19 protein-coding genes and 1 pseudogene are annotated in these 17,541 nt (G+C 71.1%); 11 read left to right on the top strand and 9 right to left on the bottom strand.

What is annotated here, in order from left to right:
* The first annotated feature begins 62 nt into the window (after positions 1 to 62).
* Both MTP10_RS28725 and MTP10_RS28720 read left to right on the top strand, forming a co-directional pair.
* Positions 63 to 797, top strand: a complete 735-nt coding sequence (locus tag MTP10_RS28725) for a hypothetical protein (protein WP_310712964.1) — start codon at positions 63 to 65, stop codon at positions 795 to 797.
* Positions 794 to 1,342: a DUF6529 family protein gene (locus tag MTP10_RS28720; protein WP_310712962.1), complete on the top strand. Its 549-nt coding sequence runs from the start codon at positions 794 to 796 to the stop codon at positions 1,340 to 1,342. The genes MTP10_RS28725 and MTP10_RS28720 overlap by 4 nt, the downstream gene beginning before the upstream one ends.
* Before the next feature lie 6 nt (positions 1,343 to 1,348).
* On the opposite strand, the gene MTP10_RS28715 is transcribed toward MTP10_RS28720, so the two are convergent.
* Positions 1,349 to 2,287: a CoA ester lyase gene (locus MTP10_RS28715; RefSeq protein ID WP_310712960.1), complete on the bottom strand. Its 939-nt coding sequence runs from the start codon at positions 2,285 to 2,287 to the stop codon at positions 1,349 to 1,351.
* Between the two features lie 159 nt (positions 2,288 to 2,446).
* On the opposite strand from MTP10_RS28715, the gene MTP10_RS28710 reads away from it, so the two are divergent.
* Together MTP10_RS28710 and MTP10_RS28705 are read left to right on the top strand one after the other, a co-directional pair.
* Entirely contained in the window at positions 2,447 to 3,016 is a 570-nt protein-coding gene (locus tag MTP10_RS28710; protein WP_310712958.1) for a biotin transporter BioY, read from the top strand.
* Positions 3,017 to 3,065: 49 nt separating this feature from the next.
* Entirely contained in the window at positions 3,066 to 3,425 is a 360-nt protein-coding gene (locus MTP10_RS28705) for a hypothetical protein (RefSeq protein WP_310712956.1), read from the top strand.
* A gap of 425 nt (positions 3,426 to 3,850) precedes the next feature.
* Here the strand turns inward: MTP10_RS28705 and MTP10_RS28700 are convergent, their stop codons facing one another.
* Genes MTP10_RS28700 through MTP10_RS28675 form a run of 6 tightly spaced genes read right to left on the bottom strand, consistent with a single transcriptional unit; the run spans position 3,851 to position 10,022 of the window.
* Positions 3,851 to 5,056 (bottom strand): ABC transporter permease, encoded by a 1,206-nt coding sequence (locus MTP10_RS28700; protein WP_310712954.1) that lies wholly within the window; start codon positions 5,054 to 5,056, stop codon positions 3,851 to 3,853.
* Entirely contained in the window at positions 5,057 to 5,707 is a 651-nt protein-coding gene (locus MTP10_RS28695) for an ABC transporter ATP-binding protein (RefSeq protein ID WP_397334529.1), read from the bottom strand.
* 5 nt (positions 5,708 to 5,712) lie between these two features.
* Positions 5,713 to 6,774, bottom strand: a complete 1,062-nt coding sequence (locus MTP10_RS28690) for a peptidoglycan-binding domain-containing protein (RefSeq protein WP_310712950.1) — start codon at positions 6,772 to 6,774, stop codon at positions 5,713 to 5,715.
* On the bottom strand, positions 6,771 to 7,313 hold the full coding sequence (locus MTP10_RS28685; RefSeq protein ID WP_310712948.1) for a hypothetical protein: 543 nt from the start codon (positions 7,311 to 7,313) through the stop codon (positions 6,771 to 6,773). Before MTP10_RS28685 ends, MTP10_RS28690 begins: the two co-directional genes overlap by 4 nt.
* A 13-nt stretch (positions 7,314 to 7,326) precedes the next feature.
* On the bottom strand, positions 7,327 to 8,748 hold the full coding sequence (locus MTP10_RS28680; RefSeq protein ID WP_310712947.1) for a S41 family peptidase: 1,422 nt from the start codon (positions 8,746 to 8,748) through the stop codon (positions 7,327 to 7,329).
* 8 nt (positions 8,749 to 8,756) lie between these two features.
* Positions 8,757 to 10,022 (bottom strand): lipase, encoded by a 1,266-nt coding sequence (locus tag MTP10_RS28675; RefSeq protein ID WP_310712944.1) that lies wholly within the window; start codon positions 10,020 to 10,022, stop codon positions 8,757 to 8,759.
* Positions 10,023 to 10,151: 129 nt separating this feature from the next.
* Between MTP10_RS28675 and MTP10_RS28670 the strand changes: the two genes are divergently transcribed.
* The 5 genes and pseudogenes from MTP10_RS28670 (at position 10,152) to MTP10_RS28655 (ending at position 14,080) form a co-directional block, all read left to right on the top strand.
* Entirely contained in the window at positions 10,152 to 10,805 is a 654-nt protein-coding gene (locus tag MTP10_RS28670; protein WP_310712942.1) for a response regulator transcription factor, read from the top strand.
* A gap of 74 nt (positions 10,806 to 10,879) precedes the next feature.
* Positions 10,880 to 12,049: a HAMP domain-containing sensor histidine kinase gene (locus MTP10_RS28665; protein WP_310712940.1), complete on the top strand. Its 1,170-nt coding sequence runs from the start codon at positions 10,880 to 10,882 to the stop codon at positions 12,047 to 12,049.
* A 446-nt stretch (positions 12,050 to 12,495) separates the two neighbouring features.
* Positions 12,496 to 12,642 (top strand): annotated as a pseudogene (locus MTP10_RS42055) (transposase family protein); the annotation flags it as partial.
* On the top strand, positions 12,643 to 13,590 hold the full coding sequence (locus MTP10_RS28660) for a cytochrome P450 (protein ID WP_310712938.1): 948 nt from the start codon (positions 12,643 to 12,645) through the stop codon (positions 13,588 to 13,590).
* A gap of 118 nt (positions 13,591 to 13,708) precedes the next feature.
* Positions 13,709 to 14,080, top strand: a complete 372-nt coding sequence (locus MTP10_RS28655) for a hypothetical protein (protein ID WP_310712936.1) — start codon at positions 13,709 to 13,711, stop codon at positions 14,078 to 14,080.
* Positions 14,081 to 14,145: 65 nt separating this feature from the next.
* On the opposite strand, the gene MTP10_RS28650 is transcribed toward MTP10_RS28655, so the two are convergent.
* Positions 14,146 to 15,126: an EamA family transporter gene (locus MTP10_RS28650; protein WP_310712934.1), complete on the bottom strand. Its 981-nt coding sequence runs from the start codon at positions 15,124 to 15,126 to the stop codon at positions 14,146 to 14,148.
* 96 nt (positions 15,127 to 15,222) lie between these two features.
* Between MTP10_RS28650 and MTP10_RS28645 the strand changes: the two genes are divergently transcribed.
* A complete protein-coding gene (locus tag MTP10_RS28645) occupies positions 15,223 to 16,428 on the top strand; it encodes a magnesium transporter MgtE N-terminal domain-containing protein (RefSeq protein WP_310712932.1) in 1,206 nt (401 codons plus the stop codon).
* 43 nt (positions 16,429 to 16,471) lie between these two features.
* Positions 16,472 to 16,939: a DUF1003 domain-containing protein gene (locus MTP10_RS28640; RefSeq protein WP_310712930.1), complete on the top strand. Its 468-nt coding sequence runs from the start codon at positions 16,472 to 16,474 to the stop codon at positions 16,937 to 16,939.
* Here MTP10_RS28640 and MTP10_RS28635 read toward each other — a convergent pair.
* Complete coding sequence (locus tag MTP10_RS28635) at positions 16,923 to 17,387, bottom strand: MarR family transcriptional regulator (RefSeq protein WP_310712928.1); 465 nt, start codon at positions 17,385 to 17,387, stop codon at positions 16,923 to 16,925. The two genes, MTP10_RS28640 and MTP10_RS28635, sit on opposite strands and share 17 nt — an antisense overlap.
* Positions 17,388 to 17,541: the final 154 nt, after the last annotated feature.

The raw sequence follows: 17,541 nt of genomic DNA, 5'->3' as shown, positions 1-17,541 counted from the left end.
ACGGCTCGTCCTTTTGGGCGGATGCTCGTGGTGTCAGCATGTCGAGCCTGGGAGCGGATCCAATGTCAAGGCTGGGACCTGTCCTCACCCTGGCGGCCGGCGCCGTGCTCGCCGCGGGGCTCGGTGTCGCCAGCGTCACCGCGGCACCCGTGGCGGACCGCACCGCCACCGCGAGCACCACCGGGAACACCAAGAGCCCGGAGAGCACCAAGAGCCCGGAGAACGCCGCGAACGACCAGACCGCGCGGCCCGCCGAGGGCACGCCGCGGGCCACGCCGTCGCCGACCCGTACGGCCAAGGGCCCTGCCAAGGCGGACTACGGCGGGCACGTGGACCGCAACGGCGGCCTCATCGCCATCTCGGTCCGCGGCGACAAGGCCGTCGGGTACTTCTGCGACGGCCGTTCCGAGGCGTGGTTCAAGGGCGACGCGGTCGGCGGGAAGGTCGGCCTCGCGGGCTTCGGCGGCGCGGCGGCGGGGGCCACCCTGGGCGACGGCAAGGCCAAGGGGTGGCTGAAGGTCGGCGGCAAGCGGTGGACGTTCGACGCGCCGGTGGTCAGGAAGCCCTCGGGCCTGTACCGGGCGACCGCGCAGGTGCGCGGCGCGAAGATCCGGGCCGGCTGGATCGTGCTGAAGCGGCCGCAGGGCGGCTTCACCCAGGTCGGCGCGGCGTTCGCCGGCGAGGAGCAGATCCAGGTGCCCGAGCTGGACGGCGAGCGGCCGACCGAGCCCGTGACCGCCGGCGAGGCCACCCTCTACCCGAAGGACGTCGACGGCTTCATCGAGGAGATGCGATGACCACCACCGTGCGCCGCAGACGGCCGGGCGGCCTGACCGTCCTCCTCACTCCCCTGCTCGCGGGCGCGCTCGCCACTGTGGCGCTGGGCGTCTACGGGCGGGTCCACGCGCCCACGGGCTTCGCGGTGGGACCGGCGGGCTTCTCGGGGGCGCTGCCGATGAAGGCGTGGCTGACGACGGGCGCGTTCCTGCTGGCGATCGTGCAGATCGTGTCGGCTTTGTCGATGTGGGGCAGGCTGCGGGTCCCCGTGCCGCCGGCCGTGCACCGCTGGTCGGGCCGGCTGGCGTTCGTCCTGACGATCCCGGTCGCCTTCCACTGCCTGTACGCGCTGGGACTCCAGTACGACGTGCCGCGGGTGCTCGCCCACTCGCTGCTCGGCTGCTTCTTCTACGGCCTCTTCACCGCCAAGATGCTGGCGCTGCCCAGGCGGGGAACGCCGGGCTGGACGCTGCCGGTGCTGGGCGGGCTGGTGTTCACGGCGCTGGTGGGCCTCTGGCTGACCTCGGCGTTCTGGTTCTTCACCAGCGTCGGGGTCACCTTCTGACAGGAGTCACTCGCCGGGCTGGAACGTCTTCGTACGGCTCAGCCCGGCGGCGCGGCCCTTGGCGGCGACGACGAGCGCCATCTTGCGCGACGCCTCGTCGATCATCTCGTCGCCCAGCATGACGGCCCCGCGCCGCTCGACCGTCGTGGAGTGCTCGTACGCCTCCAGGATGAGCTCGGCGTGGTCGTAGTCCTCCTGGGTGGGCGAGAACACCGCGTTGGCCGCGTCCACCTGCGACGGGTGCAGCACCCACTTGCCGTCGAAGCCGAGCGCGGCGGACCGCCGGGCCACCCGCGTGAACCCCTCGACGTCCTTGATCTGGAGGTACGGCCCGTCGATCACCTGGAGGTCGTGCGTCCGGGCAGCCATGAGCAGCCGCATGAGGATGTAGTGGTAGGCGTCGCCCTCGGTGTAGCCGGGGGGCTGCTCGCCCACGACGAGGGTCCGCATGTTGAGCGAGGCCATGAAGTCCGCGGGCCCGAACACCAGCGTCTCCAGCCGCCGGGAGCTGCCCGCGATGGTGTCGACGTTGACCAGCCCGCGGGCGTTCTCGATCTGCGCCTCGATGCCGATGCGGCCCACCTCGAAGCCCATGGCCTTCTCGATCTGGGTGAGCAGCGTGTCCAGCCAGACGACCTCGGTGGAGTCCTGGACCTTGGGCAGCATGAGGCAGTCGAGGTGCTCGCCCGCACCCTCGACGACCCCGATCACGTCGCGGTACGTCCACTGCGTCGACAGGTCGTTGACCCGGACGACGCGGGTCTTGCCGGTCCAGTCGCCCTCGCGCAGCGCGGTGACGACGTTGGCGCGGGCCTGATCCTTGGCCAGCGGCGCGACGGAGTCCTCCAGGTCGAGGAACACCTCGTCCACCGGCAGGCCCTGGGCCTTCTCCAGGAACCGGAGGTTGCTGCCGGGCACCGCGAGAACCGAACGACGTGAGCGCATGCGGCACACGCTAGTGGGTCCGCCTGAGAGGGACACGGCGACCGGCTTCTATCGCACCCGTACAAACCGGTCGGGTCGTTCTTGGCACACCCGGTGCAGGACACGAAGCGGGCGACGGCCAACAATAGGGGCAAGACCAAGCGAAGGAGTGTAGCCCTGATGGCATCCGCCCCCGTGTCGATCCGCCCCGCCGTCCTGTCCGACCTGCTGCCGGGCAGCCGTGTCCGCGACGTCGCCCTCGTGGTCGGAGGAGCGGGCCTGACCGGTCTGGCCGCCCAGCTCACGGTCCCTCTCTGGCCCGTGCCCGTGACGGCCCAGACCTTCGCCGTCCTGCTGGTGGGCGCGGCCCTCGGCATGAACCGGGCCGCCGCCAGCATGGCCCTCTACCTCGTCGCCGGCATCGCGGGCGTGCCCTGGTTCGCGGGTCACAGCTCGGGCTTCGGCGGGGCGACGTTCGGCTACGTGCTGGGCTTCATCGCCGCGGCGGCCGTCGTCGGCAAGCTCGCCGAGCGCGGCGCCGACCGCACGGTCCTCGGCACGGTCGGCACGATGGCGCTGGGCAACGTCATCATCTACGCGTTCGGCCTGCCGGTGCTCGTGGCGGTGACCGGCCTGGACCTGGGGACGGCGCTGGTGGAGGGCGCCGGCAAGTTCCTCCTGGGCGACGCCGCCAAGATCGCTGTGGCGGCCGGCCTGCTGCCGCTGGCCTGGAAGCTCGCCCGCCGCTAGGCGGGCCGCGATCGGCGAGGGCCGGGCTCTTCGGAGCCCGGCCTTTCTCGTGGTCGGTGACCCGTTCACCGCGTACGGCCGGGCCAGGGAGCGCTCGCCGATCGCTCGGGTCCTGACGCCGGGCCTCCCACCGCTGTGGACGCTGACCCGGCACGAGGGCGCCCGCGCGATGCTGGCGGACGCCCGGTTCGCGATCACCTCGGGCAGCTTCCTGCGGCCGGACGTTCCCGAGGACTGCCTGCCGTACATGCGGACCATGTCGGAGATGGACGGGCCCGAACACCTGCGGCTGCGCCGGCTGGTCGCGCCCGCGGGGAGGCGGAGGTCACGGAGAGGGAGCCGGGGCCGGCGCCCAGGAACGAGTCGGCGCATCGTGCAGGATCTGTCGGCTGGCCTTGCGGGCGGCTGATGAGGATCTCCTTCAGGTCCGGGCGCAGCAGCTTGCCCTGCTGGAACGCGCGGTAGAAGGCGGAGAGGTCGTGTGCGGTGGAAATCACGCCGTCGGCCGCCCACGCGTCGGTGGCGTTCACCCCGTCGGTGTCGCGTAGCTTGCCTCCACTCCGGACCGCTTCGCCAACTCGTTGACCGCCCGCTGCACATCGGCACTCCGCGGTACATCACGTACGGCGACCGCGGACAACCCTGCCGGGGCAGCGGTGACGGGGGCGGCAACGCCTGCGATCAGCGTCGCGCAGGCGAGCCCAGCCACGGCGGCAGCTTTCGCACGATTCATCTTGTGGATCCCTTCGATGAGGGAAAACACGTGCAGGAGAGCCCTGAGGCATTCCTTGGCTCCTGGCGCGTGGGGAGATCGGATTCTGGGGAACAACGGGGTTAGGTCGCGGAGAGGGCTTCGGTCGGTGACAGGCGGGCGGCGCGGATGGCCGGGTACAGACCGGCGATCGCGCCAACCAGCACCGTGGCGGCCAGGCCGCCCGCCATGGCCCAGAGCGGCACGACGGTGAGCCAGGTCTGGGTACGCGCGTACAGGGCGGTCGCGGCGGCGCCGGAGAGCACGCCGGCGAGGCCGCCGAGGGCGGACAGCACCAGCGACTCGGCCAGGAACTGCAGCCGGATCTGTCCCCGCGTCGCGCCGAGCGAGCGCCGTAGCCCGATCTCGGCGCGGCGTTCCAGCACCGAGATGACCATGGTGTTGGCCACCCCGACCCCGCCCACCAGCAGGGCCACGCCACCCAGGCCGAGCAGCAGCCCGGTGAAGGCGCGGTCGGTGGCCTGGCGGGCGGCCAGCGCGTCGGAGGGCCGGGAGACCTTCACCTCGTTGGGCGCCTGCGGGTTCGCCGTGGCCGCCAGCACCGCCCGGACCGCTTCGACGGCGGCGTCGGCGGTGCGGGTGTAGATGGTGGTGGGGCGCTCGTCGAAGGTCAGGTACGCCGCCGCGGCCGGCCAGCCGATCAGCGCCGCCGAATCCAGTTCGGGGGCCAGCGGCACCGGCTGCAGGATGCCGGCGACGGTGAACCACCTGCCGCCGAGGAACACTTGGATGTTCTGGCCTGCGTCCCCGATGCCGAGCCGCCGGGCTGCCGTGGCGCCCAGGACCACGGCCGGGTAGCGGGCGGTCGCCGCGTTGAGCCAGGTGCCGCGGGCGATGGTGGCGCCCACGGTCCGCGGCAGGTCCAGGTTCGTGGCCTGTACGGAGATGCCGCCGCTTTGTGCCTGCGGGATGCGGTCGGTGCGGTAGACGTGGGCGTCGGTGATCTTGCCGGTGGCGGAGACCTGCTCCACGGGGCCGATACGGGAGATCATCTCGACGGATTCGCGGGGCAGGGTGGCGTCGTCGCCGAACAGGGTGTTGCCCGGCGACACGGTGAGCAGGTTGGTGCCGAGCGCGTCCAGCGTGCGGTCCAGCTCGGCCCGGCTCGAGGAGGAGATGCCGACCACGGCGATCATCGCTGCAATGCCGATCGCTATGCCCAGCGCCGACAGGAACGCCCGCAGTGGGCGGGTGCGCAACCCGGCCGCGCCCACGCCGAGCACGTCACGCGGACTCAACCGGGCCGGGGAGAGCTGATATGCCGACATTCAGATCACTGTCCCGTCGCGCATGACCACCTGGCGCGGCAGGTTCGCGGCGATCTCCCGGTCGTGGGTGATGACCACAAGCGTGGTGCCGGTGGCGTGCAGCTCGCGCAGCAGCGCCATCACGCCCGCCCCGGAAGCCGAGTCCAGGTTGCCGGTGGGCTCGTCGGCCAGGAGGAGCCCCGGCTCGCCAGCCACCGCCCGGGCGATGGCCACCCGCTGCCGCTGCCCGCCGGACAGCTCGTGCGGCCGGTGGCCGAGCCGGTCGCTGAGCCCAACGCGGAGCAGCGCTTCCCTGGCCCGGCGCAGGCGCTGTCGCTTCGGCAGACCGGTGTAGAGCAGACCGTCCGCGACGTTGTCCAGGGCGGACAGGCCGGGGGCGAGATGGAACTGCTGGAAGACGAAGCCGATTCGGCGGGCACGCAGGGCCGACAGCCGCCGGTCCGGCAAGGCGGCCACGTCGTGGCCGTCGATGCGGACCGTTCCAGTGGTGGGCCGGTCCAGCGTGCCGATCATGTTCAACATGGTCGACTTGCCCGAGCCGGACGGGCCCACGATGGCCACCATCTCACCGTGGTCGATGGACAGCGTGACGCCGCCCAGGGCCGTCACGCCACCGGGGTAGGTCTTAGTCACCTCGTGCAGCTCAACCATGGCGTTCATGACGGCATCCCCACGGTCATGCCCTCGCGGAGGCCGTCGCCGCTCACTTCGACCCGGCCGTCGGCGAACAGGCCGGTACGCACCCGCACGATCCGCGTCGTGGTGCCGTCCACCGCCTGGACGCCGTAGCCGCCCTCGGCAAGGGCGAGCAGCGCGGTCACCGGCACAGTCAGCACGTTCTTGCGGCTGGAGGCGGTGAAGGCGACGTCCACCGACGCCTGGTCGAAGGCGGCCTTCGCGCCGCTGATCGCAATCGTGACCTCGATTTTCGTCTCCGGGTCCGCGCTCTCGCCGCCGCTGTCGCCGCCGGTGTCGATGACGACCTGAGTCTTGGCGATCTTGCCTTTGACGGTCTTGCCGTCGGGCAGTTCGACGCTCACCGCGGCGCCCTTGGCGGCCAACCGCTGCTCGGACACCTCCAGTTCCACGGTGACCACGCGCGTGGTGCCAGTGTGGGCCAGCACCTGCGTGCCTGGCTGGAGAGTGTCGCCGGCGTTCGCCTTGTGGGCGTCCACCCGGATCGGGCTCGGCGCGTACGCGACGCGGCCGAGCTCAACCGTGCCCGTCTCCGGCAGGCCGAGGTCGTCCTGCCACGCCCGCACCGCCGTGGCGGTCTGGGAGGAGTAGGAGTCGTCCACGGTGAACCCCTTGTATCCCAGCGCGCGCAGGTTGCGCTCGAACTGCTCGACGTCGGCGCCCTCCACGCCCGGTGACAGCGCGCGGTAGGCGGGCAGCGACCCGTAAAGGAGCGTGACCGGGGTGTCGTCTACCCGGTAGACGGCCTTACCGCGCCTTACCGTGGCTCCCACGGCGGGCACGCGCGTCAGGGTCCCGCTGAGCTTGTTCGACAGGACCGTTTCCGGGCCGTAGCCGAGGGTGCCCGGCTCGGTCTGGGTGTCGATCAGCGTCTGCCGGATGACCTTCGCAGTGGCCGGGGGCAGGCCGCCTGCCGACGGTCGCGGCGACGTCCCCGCCGCGCCGTCGTGGAGCCAGAGCCAGGCCGCGGCGGCGAGCACCGCCGCGGCCAGGATCCCGGACACCCATGTGGTCCGGGTCACCCACCGCTCCAGGTTTCGGTCGGAGCGCCGGAGGGCGCGGCCGGCTGATATTTGGCGCAGGTCTGCCGGGCAGCCTGGACTTTGGGGTCGTTGGGGTCCATGCCGGTGTCAGGGCCTATCTTGAAGCCGCCGTTGGCGTCCGGGTCGGGGAACTTGGGGACCCCGTTCTCCCGCATGCACTGGGCGAACTTCCGTTGCTGCTCCACCCTGGCTGGGTCGGCCTGCTCCGGCTCTCCCCCGTTCGGCAGATGCTGCTTGCACTGCTCCATGGCCGTCTTGGCCTTCTGCGGGTCGGCACCCTCAGGGAGCTTGACCTGGATTCTGCCGTCCTCGCCCTGCGGGTCGGGCATGTCGATGCCGTGCTCGCGCATGCACTGCGCGAACTTGAGCCCGCCATCCTCCCGTGAGGTGGTGCCGGCGGAGCTCGCCGTAGCGGCGGGGCTGCCGGCGGAGGCGACGTGGGCGCCGGTCGACGCCTGGCCGCACGCGGTCAGGCCCGTGATCAGCAGGCCGAGCGCCATGACTGTCGTGATACGCATGAGACGTCCTTCTCTACTCGGCGAGCACGGCCAGCGCCCTGGCCAGTACGGGATCGCGCCCCGTGGACACATCCTTCGCGGTCGTCGGCACGTAGTGGTGGGGCGGCGTGCCGATACGGTTGATGACCTCGTGGTTCGGCCCGAGGTGGTAGAGCGCGGGCAGGAGCAGGGCGCTGTTGTCGTCCAGCAAGTACGCCGTGGCCGGTCCCGACACGATGCCAGCGGTACGGGTGCCGACGAGCGTGCCCATGTCGTGCGCCTTGACCGCGGAGGTGAAGTGATCACAGGCCGACGCGCAGTCGCGGTCGGTGAGCACCGCCAGGGGCAGGTTCAGCAGCGGAACGGTGTCGTCGGTGCGGGTGGCCTGACAGGTGCCCGTGGCATCGCACAGGTACGCGGTGACCTTGCCGTGCGCGAACGCGCCGAGCAGCCGGTTGGCCTCTTCCGGGGAGCCGCCGCGATTGCCACGCACGTCGAGGACCACTGCCTTCGCCTTGCCCAGGCCGGCGATCGCCTGGAGCACGGCGTCGGCGGCCTTCGGCGCGAAGCCGGTCAGCTTGACGTAGGCGATGCCGTCGTCCAGCAGCTTGGCGTCGACGGTCTTGGAGGCGGGCTTGTACAGGGTGGGCTTCAGCGCCACCGTCCAGGTCCGGCCCGTGGCCGGGCGGCGCAGCTTGAGCCGGACCGCGGAGGTCTGCGGGTATTGCGGGTAGAGCATGTTGACCACGCCCGGCGACAGAACGCCGCCGGCGAACGGCGTGTCACCGTTGACCGCCTCGATGACGTCACCGGGGCGCAGCCCGTGCTTGGCGGCCGCTCCGCCGAGCACGCCGCGGACGTACAGCGGAGGCAGCGCCTGTTGCGGCGCGCCGGTCATCAAACCGCTGGAGGGGAAGGTGGTGATGCCCAGCCCGTACTCCTGGCCCGGCTGGTAGCCGGGCGGCAGTTCGGCGCGCTGCCACTTGGCGTGGTTGTCGCCCAGGGCGCGGATCAGGCCGCTGAGGGTCGCTGCGGCCAGAGACTGCCGCAGCGCGGCGTCGTTCGGCAGCAGACCGGTCACGCGCTGGTAGACGGCGCTGAAGGCGTCCCAGTCGCCCTCGCGGTCGCCCGTCAGCGCGGGCATCACCGCCTCGGCCACGTCCCGCCCGTTCCGGTGCAGCTCCTGGGCGAACGCGGCGAACGCCGCGACCAGCAGCTTGCGGTCGTCAAGGACCTTGCTGTCGTAGTAGCGGTCGTAAATGCAGTCGTAGGCCTGTTCGATGGTGGCGATCGTGGTGGCCTTCAGCGGCTCGGGCTGAGCAGGACCATTTGCGGCGGCACACGCCGCCGCCTTCTCGGCCTGCCCCACTGTGCCCTGTTCGGCCTGCGCCGCCGTGCCGGATATCAGGAGCAGCGCTCCGACGGACGCGGCGAGCAGCGGTTTGATCGTTGGCAAGGGATTCCTCACTCGAAGAAGCGAACGTCGGGATAGATCTCGGACGGCCCGTCCAGCAGGCTGCCATGGTCCCCGCGCAGATGGCGATCGAAGAAGGCGGCCACGTAGGCGCGCTCGGCAGCGGCCGCCCGCGCCGGGTTGATCGTGCCGACCGTCTGTGTCAGAGCCTCGGGGATGACCTTCATCTCAGCCAGCTGGTAGATGATCGACTTGGCGTCGGTGTAGCTGGCGTGCGTCGTGCCGACGATGGACAAGAAGCGCCGCTCGCCGCGCAGCTTGTTCCAGAAGCCGGACATCAGGACGCCCAGTTCCTCGGGTCCCTTGCCATCGCTGCTCATGATCATGAGAGGGCGTTCGCCTATGCGGGTGGCGACCTCTCCCACCAACTCGGCCACCTTCTCCCGCGGCATCGGCGGTGCGACGGTGACGGTCGGGATGACGTGGCCGTCCAGGTCGATCCCGGCCTTGATCCGCGGGTCGTTGGCCATGCCCTGGGCGGTGGTCGAGCCGCCCAAGGAGTGCCCGAACATACCGATCCGGTGCAGGTCCATGCTGTCGGCCAGTTCCTTGGGCAGCGAGCGTCCGGTGGCGAGCCGGTCGAGCACGAACCGCGTGTCGGCGATGCGCACCTTCATCACGCTGTAGGCGCCGTCCTTGTCGAGGCTTGGCCGGACGGTCTCCACTCGTCCACCGGGGAACTGCACCGCGTCGGCGTCATAGGTGTGGTCGATAGCGACGACGACGTAGCCGCGACTGGCCAGGTCCTCCACGATAGTGGTGCCCAGCCAGCGGGACTCCCCCGCGCCATGCGAGTAGAGCACCACCGGGTACGGGCGGGAGGAGGGACGAACCGGGGCGCCGGTGCGGGCGTGGGTGAGCGGGAAGCGCACCTTGTCCAGCGAGATATCCACGTCGCCCAGCTCGAGCCGCTTGGCCATCTCCTTCAGGTTGTTGGTGGTCGTGGTCCGGTAGTGGGCCAGCTCCTTCGGCTCCATCCAGGCAGTGACCATTCCGCCGCGCCTGGCCGGATACCACAGGGTGACCATCAGCTCGCGGTCGTGCTTCGTCTCCCACCAGGGATCCTGCCGGTCATGATCCACCAGACGCATCGACACCGTGCCGACGTCGTACGAGCCGGTGGGAGCGGGCAGCGTCAGCCGCCGGCCTGCGGTCTGCGCGGCGGCCGGCAGTACGGTCGGCGCCACGGCCAAACCGAGGGCGAGACCCACCGCGCCGCTCAGGAGTCTGCGCCGGCCGAAGGCGGCGCTGTGCACGTCATCTGTCATGGTGAACAGGTGTACGCAGGCAGCGGTTTCAGAAAAGTATCGTCGGCGAGTGGCTGATACCTTCCTGAAACTCCCTGTTCGGCAGATTGCAGGGAGACGACGGGAGGACTGACGACGGTGCGCATACTCGTGATCGAGGATGACGAGGAGATGGCCGAGGCGATCGCCGCCGGCCTGCGCCGCTCACGGATGGCCGTGGACGTGGCACTCGACGGGCCCACCGGGCTGGAGCGCGCCCTCGACAACGACTACGACGTGATCCTGCTCGATCGCGACCTGCCCGGCATGCACGGTGACGAGATCTGTGCCCGGCTCGTCAGCACCGGCTGCCGCAGCAGGGTGCTCATGCTCACCGCCGCGGCGACGAACGAGGATCTCGTCGACGGGCTCGGTCTGGGGGCCGACGACTACCTGCCCAAGCCGTTCGACTTCCCAGTGTTGGTGGCCCGGATCGGCGCGCTGGCGCGGCGGGCCCACCCCGCCGTCCCCCCGACCCTCCGCCACGAAGATCTTGTCGTGGACACCGCGCAGCGCTTGGCCACCCGAGCTGGGCGGCAACTGGAGCTGACTCCCAAGGAATTCGGCGTTCTGGAACTGCTGCTGGCCTCCCGAGGGCGGACGGTCTCGGCTGAAGAGCTACTGGAACGGGCATGGGACGAGTTCGCCAACCCGTTCAGCCACACCGTCAAGATCACGATCAGCCGGCTGCGGGCCAAGCTCGGGGATCCGCCGATCATCGAGACGGTGTCCAAGTCCGGCTATCGCATCTGAGGGTGCCCATGTCCCGCCAGCCTCCATCACGTCTGATAGGGCCCGTGTCCCGCCGGCCTCGCCGTACCATCCGGATGCGTCTGACCCTGTTCTACGGCGCGCTCTTCCTGCTGTCCGGTGCCTGCCTGCTCGCCGTCACCTATGCTCTGGTCGTCCACTCCACCAGCGCAGTCGTCTTGGACGGCCAAGATGGCCACCTGATCGGCGCCGCCGATGGCGCCCCGGACGACGGCCACCACCTGCTGGGCATCCCGGAAGGATTGACCGCCGACCAGGTCCAGGCTCAAGCCGACCACATGCGCACCCGGGCCGTGCGCCAGCACGAAGCCGAACTGCGCTCACTTCTCACCCAGTCGGCCATCGCCCTGGCCATCATGTCGGTCGTCTCGATCGTGCTGGGCTGGATCGTGGCCGGACGCGTCCTGCGCCCGCTGCGCACTATCACCAGGAGCGCCAGGCAGATCTCCGCGACCAGCCTGCACGCGCGGCTGGCACTGACCGGACCCGACGACGAACTCAAAGAACTCGGCGACACTTTCGACGAACTGCTCGGCAGGCTGGAGGCGTCCTTCACGGCCCAGCGCCAGTTCATCGCCAATGCCTCCCACGAACTACGCAGCCCGCTCGCCCGGCAACGCACGGTGGTCCAGGTGGCCCTCAGCGATCCCGGCGCCCACGCCGATCAACTGCGCCTCGTGTGCGAACGGGTGCTGTCGGCCAATGCTCAACAGGAGCGCCTGATCGAGGCACTGCTCACCCTCGCCCGCAGCGAGGCTGGACTCGACCACTACGAACCCTTCGACTTGGCCGACATCACCGATCACACCATCCACACGCATCGCCCGGAAGCAGACCGCCGGGGAATCCGTCTGGACGCCACGCTCGACTCCTCCCCGGCCGCCGGGGCTCCTCGCCTCGTCGAACGCCTGGTGACCAATCTCGTGGACAATGCGCTGCGCCACAACGCCCCCTCCGGCACTGTCCACGTCACTACCAGCCTCTCGAACGGAGGCGCCGTGCTCACAGTGGTAAACACCGGGCCCGTTATCCCCGAGAGTGAGATCGACCGACTGTTCCAGCCGTTCCAGCGCGCTGGCACAGCCAGGGCCAGTCGCGACAGCGGACTCGGCCTCGGGCTATCCATCGTCAAGGCCATCGCCACCGCCCACGGCGCGCGACTCGACGCCCAACCACGCCCGGAAGGCGGGATGCGCACCACTGTCACCTTCCCGCCACCCACCTAGCATTGCTTGAACACCCCCGCATCCCGCTCACCGATGACGAGCGGGGCCGCAGTCGACGACGGCCAGGCCGCCCTTGACCAGCTTCTGGAACGTCTCGCCAACGTCCCCACGCCGCCCGGTGCGACCCTGCGGCAGGCCATGCGACCGGGCAGCATGACGGCATGACGGATCTCCGATGGGACGAGGTCAGGGATTCTTCGATCCCGACTTGATGGGCGCACTGCCGGACCTCTTTGTCCCGGACGCCGTCGAGGACTGGTAGGGGGGTATCACCCTTCAGGCTCTACCAAGATTCTCGCGGTAACAGATTGTACCGATTCCCTACCTTCTGCTGTTCTGGATGAGACTGTGAACGGTGTGCAACCGTGGCATGGTGAGCGATGCTCTTCCCACACTTGGCAGCGGTGGAGATCGAGCAGGTGGACCGTTAGGACGGTCGGATCCAGGTGGTGGCCCGCACGCGGGGTGCTCCAGTGTCCTGTCCGTCGTGCCGGGTGGCCACGAGCAAGGTGCACGGCTATCACCGGCGGTGCCTGGCCGATCGCCCGGTAGACGGGATGCCTGTGGTGATCGAGCTGAGGTTACGACGCTTGGTGTGTAGCAACCTGAACTGCACGCGGCAGACCTTCCACGAGCAGGTGCCGGGCTTGGCCGACCGCTATGAGACGCTCAGGCCCGCGATCGAGCGCGTGGTGGAGCGCCTGCTGGACGAGCTGCCCGGCCACGCCGGCGACGGCGTCGTGGACCTGCTGCGGCACTTCGCGACCCCGCTCCCGATGGAGGTCATCTGCGAGCTGGTGGGCGTGCCGGAGGAGGACCGGCCGCGCTGGCGCGAGTTCGGCACGCTCGTCGCCGCGGGGGCGGGCCCGGGGTTCGCCGCGGCCATCCCCGGGATCATGGCGGGCGCCAGGGAGGCGGTCGCCCGCCGGCGCGCCGCCCCGCCGACCGGCGACGCGCCGTCCGGCCTCCTGGCGGATCTCATCCGCGCGCAGGCGGAGGACGGCGACCGGCTCAGCGACACCGAGCTGGTCACGCTGGTCTGGCACCTGGTCCTCGCCGGGCAGACCCCGGCGAACCTCATCGCGAACGCCGTCCACGTCCTGCTGTCCGAGCCCGCCCAGCTCCGGGCACTGGTCGCGGACCCCGGCCTCATGCCCCGCGCCGTCGAGGAGCTGACCCGCTGGTGCGGCCCGATCCTGCTGACGGTCCCCCGCTACGCGAGCGAGGACGTCGAGCTGTACGGGGCGGCCATCCGCGCGGGGGACGCCGTGACGGCCTCGGTCGCCGCCGCCAACCGGGACCCGCGCGTGTTCGAGGACCCGGACCGGCTGGACGTCACCCGGGCCCGGGAGGCGACCCATCTGGGGTTCGCCCACGGGGCCCACTTCTGCCTGGGCGCCTCCCTGGCCCGCGTGGAGACCGGTGTGGCCCTGTCGGCTCTGCTGCGCCGCCTCCCGGACCTGGCGGCCGGTCCGGAGGGCGCGCGACGCGCTCCCGACCCCGGCACGTGGCGTTTGACGTCGCTCCCCGTGACCCTGTGAGGTCGCTGGTCAGCCGTTCGCGCGTGACAGTTCTGTTCTGCGAGGTTCCGAGCGGCGACTGCAGGCGGACCGCCACGCGACCTGCCACCGGATCACCGCGCTGGATTACAGTCGGGACGTGAGCGACACACGCGCGGCCATCGAGGAGGGCGCGAAGAAGTCCGGCGTCCTCTGGCTCGGCCTCGACCGTCCCCGCCTGGCCTGGCACGCCTGGCACGACGGCGCCATCCACATCGTGACCGGCGGCGGCGAGCAGGACCTTCCGGGACTCGCCGGCCTCGACCGGGTCCGGGTCACCCTGCGCAGCAAGGACAACGGGGCGCGGCTGGTGGAGTTCGACGCGGCGGTCCAGGTCGTCGACCAGCGGGCGGAGCCGGAGGCGGTCGCGGCGCTGGCCAAGGAGCGGCTCAACGCGCGCGACGGCGCCCACCTGGCGGACCGCTGGGCCCGGGACTCCACGGTCCTCCGCCTCACACCCCTGGAGTCCTGACCCGCCCTCCCGGTTCGCCGAGACGTGGCGCCGGCGCAGGGCGACGTCCAGCATGTCGTGGCCGGTCAGCTCTGTGCGCGGTCCAGGGCCAGGCCGGCCTCGGCGGACGACTGCGCGGGCGCGGACCCGGTCGCCGGCGCCCCGCCCCGGGAGGCCGCCGTCTGGGCGAGCAGCGCCCCGGACAGCACCAGCAGCCCGCCGATGATCTGGAACGCCCCGAGCGCCTCGCCCACCAGCGCCCAGGCCACCACCGCGCCGCCGATGACCTCCAACGACGCCACCGTCGCGCCGACGGCCGCCGACAGGCGACGCACCGCGTTGACGCCCAGGATGTACGCCGCGACGGTCGCCACCAGCACCATCCACAGGTACGCCCCGAACGCCGGCAGGGTGAGGCCGCCTCCCTCGGGAGCGACCGAGCGGGTGAACGCCTCCCAGGGGATGCTCCACGGCCGGGCGAACGGCACGAGCACCACGGCGGCGCCCAGCATGCCCCAGGCGATGAGCCCCAGCGGATCCACGTCGTCCCCGAAGCTATCGCTCATCAGGAAATATCCGGCGCAGCACGCCCCGGCGACCAGGGCCAGCAGCAGCCCCAGCGCGTCCAGCCGCAGGCCGTCCCAGACCTCCACCACGATGCCGAGCCCCACCACGGCGGTCACCGCGCCCAGGTACGCGGAGCGCGGCAGCCGGATCCGGCGCACGAAGCGCACCCAGACCACGACCATGACCGGCGCCATGTACTCCAGCAGCAGCGCGATCCCCACGGGCAGCCGGGTGAGCGCGGCGAAGTACAGCGACTGCACCCCGGCGACGGCCACGACGGCGTACAGCCCGAAGAACGGCAGCCGCGAGCGCGGGATCCGCAGGGCGGACGGCTTGAGCACGGCCAGCACGGCGACCATCAGCAGCCCCGCGCCCCCCATCCGCACCCAGACCGCCTCCATGGGCGCCAGCCCGGCCGCGTTCAGGTACTTGGCCATGGGTCCGGAGAACGCGAAGCACCACGCCGAGACGAGCGCCATCGCGAGTCCCGTGTATCTCATTCCCACACCATTCGCCGTAATTACCGTTCTTATCTTTTGATACTGACATGCCGGGCGTCCGGGGCGCAATGTCGCCCGGCTGTTAGCCTGCTCGGTATGAAGATCTTCGTGGCCCGCCTGGCCGGGACCTCGGTCTTCGACCCGGCCGGCGACCAGATCGGCCGGATCAGGGACGTCGTGGTGGGCCTGCGCGGGACCCTGCCGCCCGCCGTCCACGGCATGGTGGTCGAGGTGCAGCCGCGCCGCCGCGTCTTCCTGCCCATCACCCGCGTACGGGGCATCGAGGCCGGCGCGGTCGTCTTCACGGGCCGGCTCAACCTGCGCCGCTTCGAGAAGCGCGCGACCGAGACCCTCGTCATCGGCGAGATGCTCGACCGCACGGTGAGCGCCGGGGGCGAGCAGATGACGGTCTTCGACGTCGCCATGGAGGAGACCAGGCCGTCGGCCTGGGAGATCACCAATGTCGCCGTGTACCGGGGCAGGCGGCGGCGCGACCCCCGGATCATGGCCTGGGGCGAGGTGTCCGGGTTCGACCAGCTCCAGAGGGACCAGGGCGCCGCCGGGCTGATCGCCGCGTTCGAGTCGATGCGGGCCGCCGACATGGCCAGCGCCCTGCACGAGCTGCCCGGCAAGCGGCGGATCGAGATCGCCCGCGCGCTCGACGACGACCGGCTCGCCGACGTGCTGGAGGAGCTGCCTCCCCGCGACCAGATCGGCATCCTCAGCACCCTCGAACCCGCGCGGGCCGCGGACGTCCTGGAGGAGATGGACCCCGACGACGCCGCCGACCTGCTCAACGACCTGCCCGCCGACCAGGCCGCCCACCTGCTGGCGCTGATGGAGCCGGGCGAGGCCGCGCCGGTGCGGCGGCTGCTCACCTACCCGCAGGACACGGCCGGCGGCATGATGACCAGCGAGCCGGTGATCCTGCCGCCGACCGCCACGGTCGCCGAGGCGCTCGCGCACATCCGGCAGAAGGACCTCGCGCCGTCCGTCGCGGCCCAGGTGTACGTGACCCGGCCGCCGAACGAGACGCCCACGGGGGCGTACCTGGGCGTCAGCCACTTCCAGCGGCTGCTGCGCGACCCGCCCTCCACGCTGCTGGGCTCGGTGCTCGACCCGTCGATCGACCCCATCCGGCCGGGTTTCACACTGCCCGAGGTGGCCTGCTACCTGGCCAGCTACAACCTGGTGGCGGCGCCCGTGGTGGACGAGCTGGGGCGGCTGGTGGGCGCGGTCACCGTGGACGACGTGCTCGACCACATGCTCCCGGCCGACTGGCGCGAAGGCGCGCACCCATGAGCGCCCGCCGGCCCGCCCGGCTCTCCGGTGCCGGGGAGCCGTCGTGACGGCCGAGCGGCTGGACCAGCCGCGCGACCTGCGCCGCACGCTGCGCCCGCACTACGACCCGGAGGCGTTCGGCCGCCTGTCGGAGCGGATCGCCCGCTTCCTCGGAACCGCGCGGTTCATCGTCTACATGACGGTGTTCGTGGCGGTCTGGGTCATCTGGAACGCCGTCGCCCCGGCCGACCTGGCCTTCGACCCGTACCCGTTCATCTTCCTCACGCTCATGCTGTCGCTCCAGGCCTCGTACGCGGCGCCCCTCATCCTGCTCGCCCAGAACCGGCAGGCCGACCGCGACCGGGTCCAGTACGAGCAGGACCGCGAGGCCGCCGAGCGCAACCAGGCGGAGATCGAGTACCTGACCCGGGAGATCGCCGCGCTGCGGATGGCGCTGAGCGAGGTCGCCACCCGCGACTACCTGCGCTCGGAGCTCCAGCATCTGCTGGAGGAGCTCAGGGAGCGCCCGTGACCTCGGCCAGCCGCGCCGCGAGCTCCCGCACCCGGGTGACCTCGCCGGGGCCCAGGACGTCGAGGAACTGCGCGCGGACACCGCGCAAGTAGGTGGGCGTGGCCTCGGCCAGCCGAGCCGCTCCCGCGTCCGTCAGCACCGCGAACAGCCCCCTGGCGTCGCTCTCGCACGCCTCCCGGCTCACCAGCCCGTCGCGCTGCAACCGGTCGATCAGCCGGGTCAGGCCGCTGCGGGACAGCAGCACCCTGCCCGCCAGGTCGTTCATCCGCAGCCGCCGCCCGGGCGCCTCGGCGAGCTGCGACAGCACGTCGTACGACGCGAGCGGCAGGTCGTGGGCGTCCAGCAGTTCCGCCTCCAGATGGCGCGTGATCCGCACCTGCGCCCGCTGCAGCATCCGCCAGACGGCCAGCTCCTCGACGGTGAGGCCCTCGTCGCGCAGAAGAGTCACGGAGTAACCTTAGTTTGTTGCACGCACACCTATACAGCCATCGACGCGGCACGGATTAACCGTGCCGTGCCCCTGGTTCATACCATGGAGGGGCATCCTCACCGGCGTGCAGCGCCTGACATACAGAGACCACTAAGGAGGGACGGCACTCCCT

It is taken from the genome of Nonomuraea sp. 3-1Str (assembly GCF_031570565.1).
Taxonomy (GTDB): Bacteria; Actinomycetota; Actinomycetes; order Streptosporangiales; family Streptosporangiaceae; genus Nonomuraea.
The sequence above is the reverse complement of the archived record's forward strand: the minus strand, read 5'-3'. Positions and strand labels throughout refer to the sequence as shown.